This is a genomic window from Roseomonas alba, assembly GCF_019430885.1.
Taxonomy (GTDB): Bacteria; Pseudomonadota; Alphaproteobacteria; order Acetobacterales; family Acetobacteraceae; genus Neoroseomonas; species Neoroseomonas alba.
This window is the reverse complement of sequence record NZ_JAHYBZ010000005.1, coordinates 234,042-250,608: the sequence shown is the minus strand read 5'-3', so window position 1 is coordinate 250,608 and position 16,567 is coordinate 234,042. Positions and strand designations below refer to the sequence as shown.

Here is a 16,567-nt window from a genome sequence, read left to right as displayed (position 1 = left end):
ATCATGGAATTTCCAGCCGAAGCCTTCCTGCCCGGTCCCAGGGCGGAGATCGACGGCGCGCCCGGCGGGCCGCTCGCCGGCCTGACCTTCGCGGCAAAGGATCTTTTCGACGTAGCGGGCCATGTCACGGGCGGCGGCAACCCCGACTGGGGCGCGACGCATCCCGTGCCGACGGCACATGCCTGGGCGGTGCAGGCGTTGCTCGACGGTGGCGCGACGCTGGTCGGCAAGACCATCACCTGCGAGATCTCGCTCGGCATCCTCGGCTACAATCCCTTCAACGGCACGCCGCCCAATCCTGCCGCGCCGGGCTGCCTGCCGGGCGGGTCGTCGAGCGGCTCGGCCTCGGCCGTCGCGGCCGGACTGTGCGACACCGCGCTCGGGACGGATTCCGGCGGATCGGTGCGCGTGCCCTCCAGCCTCTGCGGGCTGTATGGCATGCGGACCACACTGGGCGCGGTGCCCCTGGAAGGCTGCTGCCGCCAGGCACCGACCTTCGACACGGTGGGCTGGTTTGCACGCGATGCGGCGACCTTCGCCCGCGTGACAGAGGTGATGCTCGCCACCACCCTGCCCGCCCCGGACAGGCCACGCATCCTGATCGCCGAGGACGCCTTCTCCTTCGCCGATGCGGAGGTCGCCACCGCGCTGCGCCCCGTCGCGGCGCGCATCGGTGCCGCGCTGGGCGGTGCCGAGACCGTCAGCATCGCCGAGCCCGGCGAGCTCGAGGTCTGGGCCAGCCAGCGCAATATCCTCCAGCGCGCGGAGAGCTGGCAGACCTTCCGCGGCTGGATCGACGCGGTGAACCCGCGCTTCGGCTACAGCGTCGCGCGCAATCTCGCCAACGCCTCGGCCATCACGGCGGAGCAGGTCGCCCTCGCCCAGGTCGCGCGGCGCCGCGCCGTGGAGCGCGCGCGTGTCCTGCTGGAAGGTGGTGCACTGCTGTGCATCCCAACCACGCCGTTTACGGCACCCCCGGTCGGGCTGTCGCTCTCCGAACTCGATCGCTACTCCGCGCGGATCGGGCTGCTGACCTCCTTCGCGGGGCTGGTCAGCCTCCCGCAGATCAACCTTCCGCTCGCCACCGCCGGCGGCAAGCCCTGCGGGCTGTCGCTGATCGGCTGGCGTGGCGCGGATGCGCGCCTCGCCGCCATCGCCCGTTATCTGGAAGAGACCGCATGACCGAAATCAACATCCCCGAGGTGGTCACCGAAGTCCGCGCTGCCTTCGAACGCTACGATCAGGGCCTGGTGGACAACGACGTCGCCGTGTTGGACGACAGCTTCTGGGACAGCGAGCACACGCTGCGCTACGGCGTGGGCGAGAACCTCTATGGCCACGCGCAGATCGCGGCCTTCCGCGCGAGCCGCACGCCGGAGCAGCACAAGGCGCGGGCGAGGCAACTGGAGAATACGCGCATCGTCACCTTCGGACGCGACTTCGCGGTGGCGAATACCGAGTATGTGGTGCTCGCGACGGGACAACGCGGGCGGCAGAGCCAGACCTGGATGCGCACCCCCGAAGGATGGAAGGTGGTAGCGGCGCATGTCAGCCTGATGCGGTGACAACCCGCGCTGTGCCGGGGCAAGGCTGGCGAGCTCGCTGCACCACTTTCGTGCGGCATCGCAGCAGCCTGCCCATCCGGGTCGGTCATGCGGATCGTGGCTTTCCGCCCGATGTCTCCGGCCGATCAGCATGACGACGACGTTCGCCGCGGCCGCCGCATCGTTGCTCCCGGTGGCACAGTGCATACGAGCTTCCCCCCGGAACGGGATCGGCGTGTGATGTGATCCGGCTGCGGGGTTGGATCTGCCCCCTTCTGTGGTCCGGCTTCCTACCTACTTCCAAGGAGGCCAACTCTCTCCCCACAGGCGGATCCCGTTCAGGGGGGAGGGTTACCCGGCGGCGGTGCCAGCTGCCGATCCAACGATGACGCGGCTGATCCTGCGTGCCCGTGCGGTGCGGGGAAAGGTCCAGCGGGGCGACTACAATGCGTCCCAGCCTCACAGCGCCCTGGGCCATCCGACGCCCCAGGAGTTTGGTGCCCGAGCGGCTCAGCAGGCCTGCTCGTGAAGCCCGGAAGCTCTCCGGTCGGGCGGGCCTGATTCAGTTACACGGGCAACCAAACTCGAGAAGCTGCCTAGCTACCCGTATCTGAGTTGGGGGCAGGAGCGGGCGGCGACCGACTATTATCGTTCTCGGATCATTCGATGGGCGCTCATCATTCCATCAATCCCGCAACGCGCCGACCTTGCGTAACAGTGGCTTGTCTGCCGGCGAGGGCCCGCCGACGCTGACAATGCCAACCCCGCGATCGGCGCAAACCGCGTGCTTGATGCCGATCGGCACATGCACTGCCTGTCCGGCGGTGAACGGAATCGCCAAGTCGTTGTCAAAGTCACGGATCGTGCCGCTGCCTTCAAGGATGAAGATCGTATCCTCGGATTCCACATGCACATGCGGGACGTTGGATTCGCCCGGCTCAAGCCGGACATAGTTCATGTTTGCCACATGCGAGCCCGTACCGGGCCACACCACAAAGCGGGCGTCCTTCGAGATCAGGGGCAGCATCAGGTCCGGATGGTCGCGATGGAAGATCTTGATGGCCATGAGGGTTCCGTCCCGAGAGGCTGTTAGAGATGGCTGTAGAGGGCAGGGTCCGCAGGGCAGGGGCCGCCCAGGAGCACCATGCCGGAGGCATCCGCTTCAAACCGGTAGGCGGTGCCGGGTTCGATGAAGACCATGTTTCCCTCGACCAGCAGATCGCGGGAGGCTGCGTCGGGATCGATGACGACGCCGGAACCCGATTTGACGTAGTAGACGGCCTCGCCGTCATGGCGCTGCAGGATGGTGGCACCGCCGTCTTCGAGCGTGACGTGGTGCATGGTTCGGGATGTCGCGCCGCTGCCCGGCCAGATCAGGGTGACCGCGCGACCCTTGCCCTCGACCAGCGGCAACTCGGGACAGCTGTCATCGAGCGTCAGAACGCGCGCCGTTTTCGTGGTTGGCTGCATGGTCGGCGTCATGTCCTTCATCCATGGGGTTCCATTGCGGCGGGGGCCCGCAATCTTTAGTCACACTCAAATGCGTTTCGTCAAGGATCAGGCTATTTTAATGAGAGTGGACGGATGGTTGTCCGGGCAGCCGGCATAGGGGACACTGCGCCGGCAATCATCTCTATAAGGTGCCAGGCCGCATGGTCCGGGAAATCGCCCGCTCTCGACGTTCATCAGCCGCACTGCCGGCTTCGCCAAAGTCAGGCCGCGGTCGGCCAAAGGCGCCGGCGGCCAACCTTCACGGCCAACCGCAGGATGGCGCGGTCGCCGAGACCAGCGAAGTTCTGTCGACCATCGGCGCCAGCATCCGCCGGCTCCGGTCTCAGCGGGGCATGACGCTGCAGGCCCTGGCCACGGCGACCGGGTTGAGTTCCTCGATGCTCAGCCTGCTTGAGCGGGGCAAGGCCGGGCCATCGATCGGCACGCTGGTGGTCATTGCCTCGGCACTGGACACGCAGATGGTGGAGCTGCTGGGTGGCGTCGATCGTGGTGACGATCAGCCCGTCTCCCGCCTGGCGCAGCAGCCGATCTATGCGACCGCCGAAGGCGTGCAGCGCCGGATCCTGAAGAACGACGCCATGAATGGCGTTGAGATCGCCATCAACGAATACAATCCGGGCACGGCCAGCGCGCCGCGGCCGGTGGCCCACCAAGGCTTCGAATTCGGCATTGTCCTGGAGGGCGGGCTCGAGATCACGCTCAACGATCGCACCTACGCTCTGGCCGAGGGCGACCTCGTCTCTTACCGCTCGACCGATCCGCATCGCATCGCCAATCCGGGAAGGCGTCGGGCGCGGGCCTTATGGGTCAATCTGAAGCAGCGTTGAAACTGCGGCCATGCCCTTGCGCGAGGAGAGCAGATATTTAATCATACTCAAATACCGCCGCCGGGAGATGGTCGCGTGAAGCCTGCCGCCTTCGACTACCACGCGCCGCTCACGCCCGAGGCGGCACTGGCGCTGCTGGCGACGCATGGCGAAGACGGCAAGGTGCTCGCGGGCGGCCAGAGCCTGGTGCCGACCATGGCTTTCCGCCTGGCTCGGCCCGCCGTGCTGATCGACATCAACCGCATCGAAGCGCTTAATTTCTGCCGGCCCGAGGGCGAGGTGTTGCGCGTCGGCGCGCTGACCCGTCATGCTCGCTTCGAGACGCCGGTAGTCACGGGTCCACTGGGATTGCTGCTGGCCGATGTGGTGCGCAACATCGCCCATACGCCGATCCGGAGCCGCGGCACGATGTGCGGTAGCCTGGCGCACGCCGACCCCGCTTCAGAATGGTGCTGCACTGCGCTGACGCTGGGCGCCACCTTGGTCGCCGCCAGTACCGCAGGGGAAAGGCTGATCACCGCCGGAGACTGGTTCCAGTCGATTTTCACCACAGCCCTGCAGCCCAACGAGTTGTTGACCGAGGTGCGGCTGCCGATGCTTGGCTCGGGCTGGCGTTGTGGCTTCAGTGAATTCAACCGTCGTGCCGGCGATTTCGCACTGGCGATGGCGGTCGTCGCGCTCCAGGTTGAAGGCGGCGTGATACGCGAGGCGCGCATCGGCCTGGGCGGTGTGGGAGCCACGCCAATCCTCGCGGCAGAGGCTGCGGCCTTGCTGGTTGGCCAGTCACCGGGCGAGGTCGTCTGGAGCGAGGCTGCGGAGCGCGCGGCCACCTGTTTCGAGCCGACTGAGGACATCAACGCCACACCGGAATACCGCCGCGATCTCGTGCGAGCGGTCGTGAAGCGGGCGCTGCGGAAAGCCGTGGCGACATGAACTGGACCGGCAAACGCCTGCCGCGGCTTGAAGACCCAGCGCTGCTGCGCGGTGAGGGCAGCTATACCGCGGATATCGCTATCGGCGCTCGCGCAGTGCGCCTGGTGCGCAGCCCCTTCGCCAGCGGCCGCATTATCTCCATCACGCCACCGGCGGAGATGTCGGCCGGTGCTCTGCTGGTCACCGGCCGAGATCTGGCGGGGCTGGGCACCATCCGGCCCACCTTGGCGAGGTTCAACTACGTTGCCATCGGCCAACCGATTCTGCCGGTCGAGCGCGTGCATTTCGTTGGGCAAGCGGTCGCCGCCGTCATCGCGGACACGCCCGAGCGCGCCGAGGATCTGGCCGAGCAGGTGATGCTCGATATTGATCCTGAGGATGCTGTCGCCGATCTCGATGCCGCCATGGCGCCGGGTGCGCCCGTCCTGCATCCGGAAGCGCCCGGCAATGTCCTGGTGGAAGGGCAACTCCGCCAGTCGGGCTGCGATGCTGCATTCGCCGGTGCTGCCCATGTGGTCGAACTCGGTATCCGCTCGCGCCGGCAGAATGCAACGCCGATGGAAGGCCGTGGCGGCTGCGCGACATTCGACCGCGCCACTGGCCGTGTACGGCTGACTGCATCGTGTCAGATGCCGCACATGCTGCGCACGGGTATTGCCGAACTGCTTGGCATGCCTGAGGCAGATCTGCAGGTCGTCGCACCCGATGTCGGCGGCGGGTTCGGTCAGAAGATGGCGCTGTTTCCGGAGTATCCGCTGCTGGTCTGGCTGGCGCGCAAGTATCGCGGCAGCTTCGCCTGGATCGAGGACCGCAACGAGAACCTGATTGCATCGGCACACAGCCGGGATCAGCGCCACGTGATCCGTGGAGCCTTCGATGCCGATGGTACGTTGCGGGGGCTGGAGGTCGACATTCTGTCCAATGTCGGCGCCTTCTCCTGCTACCCCGTGACCTGTGGTGTCGAGCCGCTGATGGCCTTCGCCGAGTATCCCGGCCCCTACAAGGTGCCTGCCTATGCGGCGCGGGCACGGGGCATCACCACCAATACCTGCGTCATGGCGCCCTATCGGGGCGTGTCGCGCCCGGCCATCACCTTCGGCATGGAGCGGCTAATGGATCGCGCCGCGGCACAGCTCGGCATCGACCGGGTCGCGCTGCGCCGGCGCAACCTGGTCGACAGCTTTCCTTGTCGAACCGCCATGGGCATGACGCTGGACGACGCGTCCTATATCGAGGCGATGGATCGCGCCATCGATGCAGCCGACCTGCCCGCTTTCCGCGCGCGCCAGGCCGCGGCGCGCGTCGAAGGCCGCTACCTTGGGCTGGGCTTCGCGGTGTTTAACGAACGCACGGGATATGGCACGCCCGCCTTTGCGGCCCGCAGCATGGGCATCGTGCCGGGCTACGAGGTCGTCGACATCGCCATGACCCCGCTTGGCGAGATTGAGGCGCGGATTGGGGCGTCGCCGCATGGCCAGGGGCTTCGTACTGCACTGGCGCAGCTGATCGCCGATCGCCTGGGTGTGACGCCCGACGCCGTGCGCATCATTCATGGCGACACCGACCGAACGCCCTATGGCTGGGGTACCTTCGCCAGCCGTGGCATGGTCATCGCCGGTGGTGCCTGCCAGATCGCTGCCGACAAGCTGGCCGACCGCCTTCGCGTCCTCGCAGCGCGCATGCTGCAGGCCGACCCCGCCGGGATCGTGCTGCGCGACGGCCAGGCCTTTGCCGGCGAGGCATCGATGCCCTTGGCGGAGCTGGCGCGCCTCGCACATCAGCGCAGCGACCTGTTTGGCAGCGATGTCGCCGACCGCCGCTTCAACCTGGCCGACACGGCGAGCTACGACCCCGGCGGCACATTCTCCAACGCCTGCCACCTCGCCGAGGTGGAGGTGGATGTTGAAACCGGCCTCGTGCGCATCGCGCGGTACCTGGTGGTCGAGGATGCGGGGCGGCTGATCAACCCGATGATAGCTGATGGCCAGGTACATGGCGGCGTCGCCCAGGGCATCGCGAACGCGCTGTTCGAAGAGATCATCTACGCGGAGGACGGCAATATCCTGACCGGCAGTCTGGCCGACTACCTGCCGCCGACCGCCGCGGAGATTCCGGACATCGAGATCATCCATCTCGAGACGATCAGCGATGCCAGCATCACCGGGGCCAAGGGGCTGGGCGAGGGCGGTGCGATCGGGGCGCCGGCCGCGATCGGCAATGCCATCAGCGACGCGCTGGCGCCCTTCGGCGTCGACATCACCGAACTGCCGGCGACGCCGGCGCGCATCCGCGCGCTGCTGCGCGGGCGGGAGCCGACCCCATGACCACGCAACGCATCACCCTGACCGTCAACGGCATGACCCATGCCATCGAGGTCGAGCCGCGCCGCACATTGGCGGACACGCTGCGCGACCAATGCGGCCTGACCGGGACGCATCTCGGCTGTGAACATGGCGTCTGCGGCGCCTGCACCGTCATCGTCGACAACCAGCCGGTGCGGTCCTGCCTCATGTTCGGGATCCAGGCGGAAGGCCGGTCCATCCGCACGGTGGAGGGCCTGGCGGACGGTGCGACGCTGAGTCCGCTGCAGCAATCCTTCTGGGATCATCACGGGCTGCAATGCGGCTTCTGCACGCCGGGTTTTCTGATGCTTGCGACCTGGCTGCTGGAACGCGAGACCCCGATAGACGAGGCGGAGCTGCGCCACGTCCTCTCCTCCAATCTGTGTCGCTGCACCGGCTACCAGAACATCCTGAAAGCGGTGCGCGAGGCGGCGAAAGGCCTGGGCAAATGGGTGGAATCGGCGCCAGCGTAAGACGGCTCGAAGATCCGCCCCTGCTGCGCGGTACGGGCTGCTTCGCCGCCGATGTAAACCTGCCGGGCCAGCTCCACATGCGGGTGGTGCGCGCCGGGCTTGCCCATGGGCGGATTCTGTCCATCGACACCTTGGCCGCCGCGGCGATACCCGGCGTGGTGGCGATCTGGACTGGCGCGGATGTCGCGTCCCTACCGCCGATCGGCTTTCGGCAGATGGGGCTGACCGCGTTGGAGCCCTATCGCCAGCCGATCCTGGCGCAGGGTGTCGTGCGCTATGTCGGCGAGCCCGTGGCGTTGGTCTTCGCGGAGGATCCCTATGTCGCGGAGGATGCGGAGGAGCTGGTTCTCGTCGATATCGAGGAATTGCCGGTCATCATCCGCGCTACCGATCCGATCGGCGATTTCGACGCGGCGCATGGCACCGAACCGACGATCATCCGTAAGGAATACGGTGACGTGGGAGCGGCCTTCGCCGCCGCGACGCATGTGGTGGAACTCGATCTTATCGTCGGCCGTCACACTGGCGTGCCGCTGGAGACCCGCGGCGCGCTGGCCGAATTCGATGACGCTACCGGCATGCTTCGAATGCACGGCGCGTCGAAGGTGCCGCATGCCAATCGCCTCGCCATTGCGCGCATGCTCGACCTGCCGTCGGAGCGATTGCACCTTCATGAGGGCCATGTCGGCGGCGGCTTCGGCATCCGCGGGGAGCTCTATCCGGAGGACGTGCTGGTCTGTCTGGCGGCGATGCGGCTCGGCCGGCCAATCAAATGGATCGAGGATCGGCGCGAGCACCTCATGGCGGCGAATCATTCGCGCGACCAACGTCACCATATTCGCGCCGCCGTGGATGCGAAGGGCTTCGTGCTGGGGGTGGAGGACACGTTCTTCGTCGACCAGGGTGCCTATGTCCGCACCCATGCCAGCACGGTACCGGACCTCGCCGCCGGTATGTTGCCCGGCCCCTACGTCTTCCCGGCCTATGCCGCCGCGGCGCATGTCCGCCTGACCAATAAGACGCCGGCCGGCACCTACCGCGCCCCCGGCCGCTTCGAAGGCTCCTTCGTCCGCGAAAGACTGATGGATGCGATCGCCGATCGGCTGGGGATGGATCCCGTCGCGGTGCGACGGATCAACCTGATCCCGTCCTCGGCGATGCCCTTCGACCGCGGCATCGATGCGCTCGGCACGCCGCTGGTCTATGATTCCGCCGACTATGCGCTGCTGCTCGACAAGTTTCTGCGGCATCTCGGCTACGATGCCCTGCAGGCCCGGCTCGCCGCGCGCCGCGCCGCCGGCGAGCATGTCGGCGCCGGCCTCGCCTTCTTCGTCGAGAAGAGCGGCCTGGGGCCATTCGATGATGTCCGCCTGGAACTGTATGAGGATGGTCGCGTCGAGCTCATTACTGGCGTCGCGTCGGTCGGGCAGGGCGTCGACACGTCGTTGGCGCAGATCACCGCGGATCAGCTCGGCCTGTCGTATGAGCAGGTCACCGTCACGCATGGACAGACGGACCGCATCGCCCGCGGCATGGGCGCCTTCGCCACCCGCGTCACGGTGATGACCGGCGGCGCCATCGTCCTGGCGGCCGCGAAGCTCCGGCAGCGCCTGCTAGCGAAAGCCGCGGAACTGCTGCAGCAGCCGATGGACTCGCTGCAACTGCGCGACGGCGTGGCCGGGCCGACCACCCCCGGGCCGGCGATCGCGTTGCCGGCTTTGATCACTGCTTGCCTCGCGGAGGACGGCACCGATCGCCTGACCGCGGAGGCGACTTTCGAATCCGGCCACATGACCTATCCCTATGGCATTCACCTGGCCGTTGCGCGGGTCGATGCGGAGACGGGCGGTGTCTCGCTGGAGCGTTTCGCCGTGGCTTACGACATCGGCCGCGCGGTGAACCCCCTGCTGGTGGAGGGTCAGATCCAGGGCGGTGCCGCCCAGGGCATCGGCGGGGCATTGCTGGAGGAGTTCAACTACACCGATGATGGCCAGCCGCTCTCGACCAGCTTCGCCGACTACCTGATGCCGAGTTGCGCCGAGATGCCGCCGGTCGACATCCTGCTGACCGAGGACGCGCCGAGCCGCATCGGAACACTCGGCGTGAAAGGTGCGGGCGAGGGCGGCACCACGGCCGCGGGAGCGGCCATCGCGGCAGCGGTGGATGCCGCGTTGGGGCGGCGCGTGCCGATCACGCAGCTACCGATCACGCCGGCGCGGCTACGTGCCGCGATCGCCGGACGGTGACGTATTCCGCGCGGGCGTGGCGGAGAGTTGGCTCTCCGAAGGACCGACATTCGTGAGCGCACGCGGCTGAGGTAGGATCGCCGGCGATTGTGAACCACGCGGCTCGACGGCGATCCCTGGGGACAGTCGCTTCAGCCTGAAGCGGCCATGCTCCCGACAAGCACGCGGTGCGCAAGCGGATGCTCCGGGCGCGGTAGGCCGAGGTGATCGCGCAAGGTCGTCCCGGTGTAGTCCTGGCGGAACAGGCCGCGCTTCTGCAGGATTGGCACGACGTGGTCGACGAAATCGTCGAAGGCACCGGGGAACCAGGGCGGCATGACGTTGAAGCCGTCGGCCGCGCCGGCCTCGAACCATTCTTGCAGTCCATCTGCAATCTGCTCCGGCGTGCCGACCATCAGGCGGTGCCCCATGCTCGCGGCCACGACATTGCGCAGTTGGCGCAGCGTGAGATTCTCCTTGCGAGCCAGAGCCGTCAGGGTCTCTGCATGACCACGCATGACGCCCGAGGGTGGCAGGTCGGGCACCGGCGCATCCAGGTCGAAGGCCGTGAGGTCATGGCCCAGGCGTTCCGCAAGTACCTGGAGGGCCACCTTGGGGTCGGCGCATTCGCCAAGCTCGGCAAGCTTCGCCTTCGCTTCCGCCTCGGTGCCCCCGATGATCGCGCAGATGCCAGGCATGATCTTGATGTGGTCCGGGGAACGACCGAAGCCGACCGCCCGCCGTTTCAGATCGCTGGAAAAGGCACGGGCGACCTCAATGTCCTGGTGCACGGCATAGACGATCTCCGCGATCCGGCCGGCCAGATCACGGCCGGCATCCGAGGCCCCCGCCTGGATCAAGACCGGATAGCCCTGCGGCGGGCGCGACATGTTGAGCGGGCCCTTCACCTTGAAATAGGTCCCGGCGTGATTCAGCGCGTGCATCTTGCCGGCGTCGAGGAACTGGCCGCTCGCCTTGTCCATGGTCAGGATGCCGTCCTCGCAACTGTCCCAGAGGCCCTTGGCGACCTCCACAAACTCGGCAGCGATGGCGTAGCGCTCGTCATGCGGGGGGTGGCGGTCGCGGCTGAAATTGGCTGCCGCATCGGCAAAGGCGCCGGTGACGATGTTCCAGCCGCAACGGCCGTTGCTCATGTGGTCGATGGAGCCGAGATAACGCGCGAGGTTGTAGGGCTCGGTGTAGGTAGTCGACGCCGTGGCGGCGAGGCCGATCCTTTCCGTCACCATGGCCAAGGCCGCCAGTAGCGTCAGGGGTTCCAGCCGCAGCACCATCGAAGGGTGCATGTCCGGCCGCGTATTCACCGCGTCGGCCAGGAACAGCAGATCGAACTTGCCGCGTTCGGCGGTTCGGGCGATCCGCTTGATCAGGTCCAGGTTTTCCGATCCGGCCTCCGCGCCTGGCATGCGCCAGCCCGCGATATGGTGGCCGGCCCCAAGGATGAAGGCGCCGAGATGCATCTGGCGGGGCATGGACATGGCCTGCGGGTGCTCCTGGACGGTGACGCGCGCCCTGCTGAGCGCGGTGAAATTTAGTAGCATTAAAATCTGTCGACGAGAATAGCGGCCGTGCGCCGCGCCTTCCGTGGCGAGCTGAGCGAGAGACGGCAGATCATTCATGCTGTCGGCCGCGATCATGATGCCGAAAATGGCCGCGGCAGCGGAATGCATATTGAATCTGACTAAATACGATTTTACGCTGCCGATGTCCCGAGCGACAGCGATAAGCGGCGCGGCGGGACCCGGGAACGGCGCCTAACCGGCAGCGCATCCGCTTGCGGACGGATGCCGGGGGTGTCGATGCGATACGCGCTTCCATGGCTGAGTGAGCAAGGAGCGGGACGATGCTGACGCGACGTGGATCGATGGTCTTGATGCTAACCGCCACGGCGGGCGCCGCGACCGAAGCGCTTGCCCAGCCCTACCCCAGCGGTCCGGTTCGCCTCATCATCGGCTTCCCGCCCGGCGGCACGGTCGACACCATCGGCCGGCTCATCATTGGCCCGATCGGTGCGCGGCTCGGTGCGCCGCTGGTCATCGATACCCGCGCTGGCGCTGCGGGCGTTCTCGCGGTCGAAGCTGCGGCGCGCGGCCGGCCGGATGGACAATCGCTTGTCATGGCCTCAGCCGGCGCGCTCGCGGTCATGCCGCATATGCTGGACAGCATGCCCTACGACGTGGAGCGCGACCTCGCGCCGGTGACGCAGCTTGTTCGCACGCCGCAACTCCTCGTCGTCGGCAAGCATGTGCCGGCGAACAGCGTGGCAGAACTCGTCGCGCTCGCGAAGCAGCAACCAGGCAAGCACACCTTTGGATCGACGGGCGTCGGATCCACGCTGCATCTGGCCGGGGAGCTCTTTAAGATGCGCGCGGGGATCGACCTGCTACACGTCCCGTATCGCGGCGGGGCCCCGGCGGTGACGGCCATGCTGGCCGGTGAAATCGACATGCTGCTGGTCGATATCCCTGTAGTCATGCCGCATATCCGCACCGGGGATTTCCGCCCACTGGCATTGGCCTCCGCCAGCCGCGTGCCCGTGCTGCCGAATGTACCGACCATGTCGGAAGCTGGCGTGGAAGACGTCATCGCTGAGGGTTGGTACGCGATCTATGCCCCGCCCGGCACACCCGCAGACCGAATCGAGGCGGTGCGTAAGGCTGTTACCGAGGGGCTCGCCGATCAAGCTACGCAGCAGGCGCTGTCGGAATTGGGCTGCGTGATCGCCACCTCCTCGCCGGAGGAACTGCGGCAATACGCGCGCAGCGAATATGTCAAATGGGGCGAGGTCGTCCGCGTTTCCGGCGCGCGAGCCAGTCGGTGATGACATCCGATCGACCGGAGGAGCATCTCATGCCGTCCAACAAAACTCTCCGCGTTCCCCGCCGGCACTTCATTGCCGGCGCGGCCGCAGCCACGACGCTGACCATCGGTGTCACACCGCCGGCCCGAACGCAGGGCGGTAGCTTTGTCTCCACTGTCTTCGGGGGCGTCTATGAGCGCGAGTATCGTCGCGCAATCATCGAGCCCTTCGAGCGAGAGACCGGAATCCGCGCGCAGTTGAAGCTTGGCTCCCCGGCCGAATGGCTGACGAGCTCCATGGTCAATCGCCGTAACCCGGAGATCGATGTCCTGCTGCTGCCGTATCCGGACAACATCCGGGCCGTGCAGGAGAATATCGGCTTGGAACTGACCAAGGCTGACATCCCGAACCTGGCCGACGTCGCTCCGATCTGGATCGATCAATGGCGTGGTCAAGCCGTCGGGTTAGACTACGTCTCCTACGGCATCGCCTATCGCGAGGATTTGGTGCCGAAGCCGATCACCTCCTGGCGAGATCTGTGGGATCCGGCGCTGCGCGGGAAGGTGACGCTGCCGGCGATCGGCATCTTCGGATCATGGGAACTGATCGTCCTCACTGCCCGGCTGCATGGCGGGAATGAGGACAATCTTGCCCCGGCCTTCGCGGCAGTGAAGGAGCTGCGCGGCAATGTCCGCCAGTTCTTCCGCAGCGGCGTCGACATCACCAACCTGCTCTCCTCGGGCGAGGCTTGGGCGGTCGGCATGACGACGCATATCGCGCCCTACGCACTGATCGATGCCGGCAAGCCCGTGAAATATGTCATCCCGAGCGAGGGTGGGATGGTCGGCGCGGTATCCTACCACATCGCCCGCAATACGCGGAACGCTGAGCTCTGCAAGCGCTTCGTGAACTTCGCCCTCTCCAAGCCGATCCAGGAAGCGGTTTGCAACGGCCTAGTCGCGGGGCCCACCAATTCGCGCGCGGAGATCTCGGCGGCGACGAGGGAACGCGTGCCGACCATCGACCGGTTGCAGTTGTTCGACTGGTATAAGGTGATTCCGCAGATGCCCGCGCTGACCGAGCGCTGGAACCGGGAAGTGGCCTTCTAGGCGGATGTCGCAGATGACACCCGCCTGGCAGGATCCTTCGCACACGGCGCTGATTGCGGGCGACACGTCCGCCGGCGCCGCGACGGCTGGCGTGTTCCGCGTTCTGCTGGACTTCGTCGAGAGCCAGGGGCGGCGCGTCGGTCTCGACTGGGCCAGCAGGACGCTTGCACCTGATGCCGTCTGGCTGCGCTGCGATCCCGACGGCGCCTATTTCTGCGCGCGGATCGACCTGCTGTTGCGCAGCAATGGTATCGCCACCGTGGTCTTGGCCGAGGATCTCCCCGCGGGCTTTCGCGCGAATGCGACATCCTGCCTGCGCGCATTGGGCTATGAGGTCGTGGAGCTCCCGCTGGAGACGGCTCTGGCCACGTGGCGCGCAGCGGCGTCGTGTCTACGCGGATGGCAGCCCGCGGTGAAGGCGGCTTCCCTGTTGCCCGATTTGCGCAGCCGCCTGGATCCAGCACGAACCGCGGTCATCTTCATCGACGTGCAGAATGACTTCTGCCATCGCCAGGGTGCTGTCGGCCGCAATGGGGAGCCGATCACTCGCATCGAGCAGACCGTCCCGCGCTTGCGCAGCCTGCTGGCCGCCGCGCGCCAGGCGGGCACGTTGGTCGTGCATGTGAAGGCCGAGTATGGCCAGGTTTTCCGGAGCATCGGCTCGCCATATCGCTTCCCGGCCCATGATCGCCGGGAGCCGGCGGTGTGGACCGCCTCGGCCGCCGAGCCCGACGAAACGAACGGTTTCGCGCCGGAGGAGGTGGAGGTCTGCCTGGCCGGAAGCTGGGGCGGCGCCTTCGTCGATGGCATGGAGCCGGCGCCGGGCGAGGCGCTTCTCGTGAAGCATCGCTACAGCGCATTCCGTGACACCGGACTGCAGGTGCTGCTGCGTGCCAACGGCATCAGCACTCTCGTTTTCGGTGGCGTGACCACCAATTGCTGCGTCGAATCCGCAGTGCGCGAGGCAGCGATGCGGGATTTCTACACGATCGTCGCCGAGGATTGCGTGGCGGTGAAGGACCGGCTGCTCGACCTGCACGAGGCTTCGCTCGAGCATATGGGCCTCTATTTCGCGCTGCGGCGCCCGCTGGCGGCATTGCGCGAGGCATGGGGATTGCCGGCGGCATGAGCGCGCTGCGTCGCTCCCCGGCCTTGCTGATGCTGCCGGCCTGCCTGCTTGTCACGGGCTGCCTGCTGCTGCCCATCGCCTATCTGATCGGCCTGAGCTTCAATCCGCCCGTGGTGGGCGAGGTGGAACTGACCACCACTCTCACGCTGCGCAACTACGCCAGGCTGCTCGACTGGTTCTATGCCTCGGTCCTGTTGAAGACGCTTTGGGTTTCGATCGTCACCACGGCGATCAGCGCGGTGCTCGGCATTGCGTTGGCGCTGTCGCTGTGGCGAACGCCTGCGCAATGGCGCGGCTTGCTCGTCGTAGTCGTGCTGGCGCCGCTGCTGGTCAGTATCGTCGCGCGGACCTTCGGTTGGATGCTCCTGCTCGGCGATGCCGGCATCATCAACAACGCGCTGATCGGCCTTGGTGTGATCCGGGAGCCACTGCACATGATGTTCACCCAGGGCGCCGTGATCGTCGGATTGGTGCACGTCTTCCTGCCCTTCATGGTGCTGTCGGTGCTGGCGGCCTTCGATCGTATCGACCCGGCTATCCCGGAGGCCGCGGACACGCTGGGTGCGGGGCCCTTCACCATCTTCTGGCAGGTCATTCTTCCGCTGCTGAATCCTGGCGTCGCCGCCGGCGTCACTATCGTCTTCAGCCTCGCCATGTCGTCCTATGTCACGCCGGCCCTGATGGGCGGCAGCAGCGCGGGCGTGCTGACCACGCTGGTCTACCAGCAGCTCGTTGTCACCTATGACTGGCATTTCGGCGCGGCGCTGGTCGCCGTCCTGCTGGCCACGACCCTGGTGATCCTGGGCAGCGTGCTCTATGCCAATGCCGTTCGCACGGCGCGCTGGATGGGTCGCCGATGATCGGGCTGATGCAGCGGGTTTCCTTCCGCAGCCTCATCATCGGCAGCTATATCTTTCTGCTGGCGCCATTGATCTGCGTCGTCGTGGTCTCCTTCAACGCCGAGCCGGTGCAACAATTCCCGCCGCGCAGCTGGTCGCTGCGCTGGTATGCCCATGCGCTCCAGCTCGAGAGCTTTCGCAACGGCGCCGTGATCAGCTTCGCTCTCGCCGTGGCGGCCGGCCTGCTGGCGACACCGATCGGCGTGCTGGCGGCCATTGGCCTGCACCGTAGCCATTGGCGGGGCAAGTCGGCGCTGGAGGCGATCTTCCTCGCGCCCCTGATCGTGCCGGGCATCGTCACCGGCATTTCGCTGCTCATCGCGCTCGCCGCGCTCGACGTGCGAGAGGCGCCGCTGCGCCTGCTGCTGGGTCACACAGTCGCGATCCTGCCCTACAGCATCCGAACCGTCCTGGCCTCGCTGGCGCGGCTTGATCCGGCGCTGGAGGAAGCGGCCGAAACCCTCGGCGCCTCCGGCCTGCGGTCCTTCCGCTACATCCTGCTGCCGCTGATCCGGCCCGGCATCCTGGCCGGGCTCGTCTTCGGGCTGATCCTGTCCTTCGACGACGTCTCGGTCTCGCTCTTCCTGGTAGATGCGCGGACCACAACCCTTCCACTGGCGATCATGTCCTACCTCGAATACAGCTTCGACCCTTCGATTGCTGCCATCTCCTCCATGCTCATCGCGGTGACGCTAGGCCTGGCCGTTCTGCTCGAACGTAGCTTCGGTCTCAAGCGTCTGCTGGCCGGCTAGACGT

At 66.7% G+C, this 16,567-nt stretch carries 15 protein-coding genes; 12 read left to right on the top strand and 3 right to left on the bottom strand.

Annotation, left to right across the window (positions count from 1 at the left end):
- Positions 1 to 3 precede the first annotated feature (3 nt).
- Positions 4 to 1,182: an amidase gene (locus KPL78_RS15775; protein WP_219763936.1), complete on the top strand. Its 1,179-nt coding sequence runs from the start codon at positions 4 to 6 to the stop codon at positions 1,180 to 1,182.
- Positions 1,179 to 1,565, top strand: a complete 387-nt coding sequence (hpxZ, locus tag KPL78_RS15770; protein ID WP_219763935.1) for an oxalurate catabolism protein HpxZ — start codon at positions 1,179 to 1,181, stop codon at positions 1,563 to 1,565. Before KPL78_RS15775 ends, hpxZ begins: the two co-directional genes overlap by 4 nt.
- A 664-nt stretch (positions 1,566 to 2,229) precedes the next feature.
- On the opposite strand, the gene KPL78_RS15765 is transcribed toward hpxZ, so the two are convergent.
- Positions 2,230 to 2,610 (bottom strand): cupin domain-containing protein, encoded by a 381-nt coding sequence (locus KPL78_RS15765; RefSeq protein WP_219763934.1) that lies wholly within the window; start codon positions 2,608 to 2,610, stop codon positions 2,230 to 2,232.
- Positions 2,611 to 2,633: 23 nt separating this feature from the next.
- Entirely contained in the window at positions 2,634 to 3,026 is a 393-nt protein-coding gene (locus KPL78_RS15760; protein ID WP_219763933.1) for a cupin domain-containing protein, read from the bottom strand.
- Between the two features lie 170 nt (positions 3,027 to 3,196).
- Here KPL78_RS15760 and KPL78_RS15755 point away from each other — a divergent pair, with 170 nt between their 5' ends.
- From KPL78_RS15755 to KPL78_RS15735, 5 genes are all read left to right on the top strand, one after another.
- A complete protein-coding gene (locus KPL78_RS15755; RefSeq protein WP_219763932.1) occupies positions 3,197 to 3,883 on the top strand; it encodes a cupin domain-containing protein in 687 nt (228 codons plus the stop codon).
- A gap of 75 nt (positions 3,884 to 3,958) precedes the next feature.
- The gene (locus tag KPL78_RS30815; RefSeq protein ID WP_219763931.1) at positions 3,959 to 4,816 is read left to right on the top strand and encodes an FAD binding domain-containing protein; all 858 of its coding nucleotides are present in this window, start codon (positions 3,959 to 3,961) and stop codon (positions 4,814 to 4,816) included.
- Positions 4,813 to 7,140: a xanthine dehydrogenase family protein molybdopterin-binding subunit gene (locus KPL78_RS15745; RefSeq protein ID WP_219763930.1), complete on the top strand. Its 2,328-nt coding sequence runs from the start codon at positions 4,813 to 4,815 to the stop codon at positions 7,138 to 7,140. The genes KPL78_RS30815 and KPL78_RS15745 overlap by 4 nt, the downstream gene beginning before the upstream one ends.
- On the top strand, positions 7,137 to 7,631 hold the full coding sequence (locus KPL78_RS15740) for a (2Fe-2S)-binding protein (protein ID WP_219763929.1): 495 nt from the start codon (positions 7,137 to 7,139) through the stop codon (positions 7,629 to 7,631). The genes KPL78_RS15745 and KPL78_RS15740 overlap by 4 nt, the downstream gene beginning before the upstream one ends.
- A complete protein-coding gene (locus tag KPL78_RS15735; RefSeq protein WP_219763928.1) occupies positions 7,607 to 9,877 on the top strand; it encodes a xanthine dehydrogenase family protein molybdopterin-binding subunit in 2,271 nt (756 codons plus the stop codon). Before KPL78_RS15740 ends, KPL78_RS15735 begins: the two co-directional genes overlap by 25 nt.
- Positions 9,878 to 10,008: 131 nt before the next feature.
- Here KPL78_RS15735 and KPL78_RS15730 read toward each other — a convergent pair whose 3' ends face one another.
- A complete protein-coding gene (locus KPL78_RS15730; protein ID WP_255569052.1) occupies positions 10,009 to 11,544 on the bottom strand; it encodes an LLM class flavin-dependent oxidoreductase in 1,536 nt (511 codons plus the stop codon).
- Positions 11,545 to 11,717: 173 nt separating this feature from the next.
- Between KPL78_RS15730 and KPL78_RS15725 the strand changes: the two genes are divergently transcribed.
- The 5 genes from KPL78_RS15725 to KPL78_RS15705 are packed head-to-tail and all read left to right on the top strand — an operon-like array spanning position 11,718 to position 16,563.
- Positions 11,718 to 12,695 carry a Bug family tripartite tricarboxylate transporter substrate binding protein gene (locus KPL78_RS15725; protein WP_219763927.1) on the top strand — a complete coding sequence of 326 codons (978 nt, stop codon included), beginning with the start codon at positions 11,718 to 11,720 and terminating at the stop codon, positions 12,693 to 12,695.
- Between the two features lie 29 nt (positions 12,696 to 12,724).
- Positions 12,725 to 13,783 carry an ABC transporter substrate-binding protein gene (locus KPL78_RS15720; RefSeq protein ID WP_219763926.1) on the top strand — a complete coding sequence of 353 codons (1,059 nt, stop codon included), beginning with the start codon at positions 12,725 to 12,727 and terminating at the stop codon, positions 13,781 to 13,783.
- A 13-nt stretch (positions 13,784 to 13,796) separates the two neighbouring features.
- Positions 13,797 to 14,912 (top strand): cysteine hydrolase family protein, encoded by a 1,116-nt coding sequence (locus tag KPL78_RS15715; RefSeq protein WP_219763925.1) that lies wholly within the window; start codon positions 13,797 to 13,799, stop codon positions 14,910 to 14,912.
- Entirely contained in the window at positions 14,909 to 15,772 is an 864-nt protein-coding gene (locus KPL78_RS15710) for an ABC transporter permease (RefSeq protein WP_219763924.1), read from the top strand. The genes KPL78_RS15715 and KPL78_RS15710 overlap by 4 nt, the downstream gene beginning before the upstream one ends.
- Positions 15,769 to 16,563, top strand: coding sequence for an ABC transporter permease (locus KPL78_RS15705; protein WP_219763923.1), 795 nt, complete (start codon positions 15,769 to 15,771; stop codon positions 16,561 to 16,563). Before KPL78_RS15710 ends, KPL78_RS15705 begins: the two co-directional genes overlap by 4 nt.
- Positions 16,564 to 16,567 lie beyond the last annotated feature (4 nt).

What these genes read in the sequence shown, in the direction of transcription:
- KPL78_RS15715 (WP_219763925.1), top strand. Translation starts at nt 13,797, where the DNA reads ATGACACCCGCCTGGCAGGATCCTTCGCACACGGCGCTGATTGCGGGC.
- KPL78_RS15730 (WP_255569052.1), bottom strand. Translation starts at nt 11,544, where the DNA reads ATGCATTCCGCTGCCGCGGCCATTTTCGGCATCATGATCGCGGCCGAC.
- KPL78_RS15740 (WP_219763929.1), top strand. Translation starts at nt 7,137, where the DNA reads ATGACCACGCAACGCATCACCCTGACCGTCAACGGCATGACCCATGCC.
- KPL78_RS15760 (WP_219763933.1), bottom strand. Translation starts at nt 3,026, where the DNA reads ATGACGCCGACCATGCAGCCAACCACGAAAACGGCGCGCGTTCTGACG.
- hpxZ (WP_219763935.1), top strand. Translation starts at nt 1,179, where the DNA reads ATGACCGAAATCAACATCCCCGAGGTGGTCACCGAAGTCCGCGCTGCC.
- KPL78_RS15720 (WP_219763926.1), top strand. Translation starts at nt 12,725, where the DNA reads ATGCCGTCCAACAAAACTCTCCGCGTTCCCCGCCGGCACTTCATTGCC.
- KPL78_RS15765 (WP_219763934.1), bottom strand. Translation starts at nt 2,610, where the DNA reads ATGGCCATCAAGATCTTCCATCGCGACCATCCGGACCTGATGCTGCCC.
- KPL78_RS15710 (WP_219763924.1), top strand. Translation starts at nt 14,909, where the DNA reads ATGAGCGCGCTGCGTCGCTCCCCGGCCTTGCTGATGCTGCCGGCCTGC.
- KPL78_RS15775 (WP_219763936.1), top strand. Translation starts at nt 4, where the DNA reads ATGGAATTTCCAGCCGAAGCCTTCCTGCCCGGTCCCAGGGCGGAGATC.
- KPL78_RS15745 (WP_219763930.1), top strand. Translation starts at nt 4,813, where the DNA reads ATGAACTGGACCGGCAAACGCCTGCCGCGGCTTGAAGACCCAGCGCTG.
- KPL78_RS15755 (WP_219763932.1), top strand. Translation starts at nt 3,197, where the DNA reads ATGGTCCGGGAAATCGCCCGCTCTCGACGTTCATCAGCCGCACTGCCG.
- KPL78_RS15735 (WP_219763928.1), top strand. Translation starts at nt 7,607, where the DNA reads ATGGGTGGAATCGGCGCCAGCGTAAGACGGCTCGAAGATCCGCCCCTG.
- KPL78_RS15725 (WP_219763927.1), top strand. Translation starts at nt 11,718, where the DNA reads ATGCTGACGCGACGTGGATCGATGGTCTTGATGCTAACCGCCACGGCG.
- KPL78_RS15705 (WP_219763923.1), top strand. Translation starts at nt 15,769, where the DNA reads ATGATCGGGCTGATGCAGCGGGTTTCCTTCCGCAGCCTCATCATCGGC.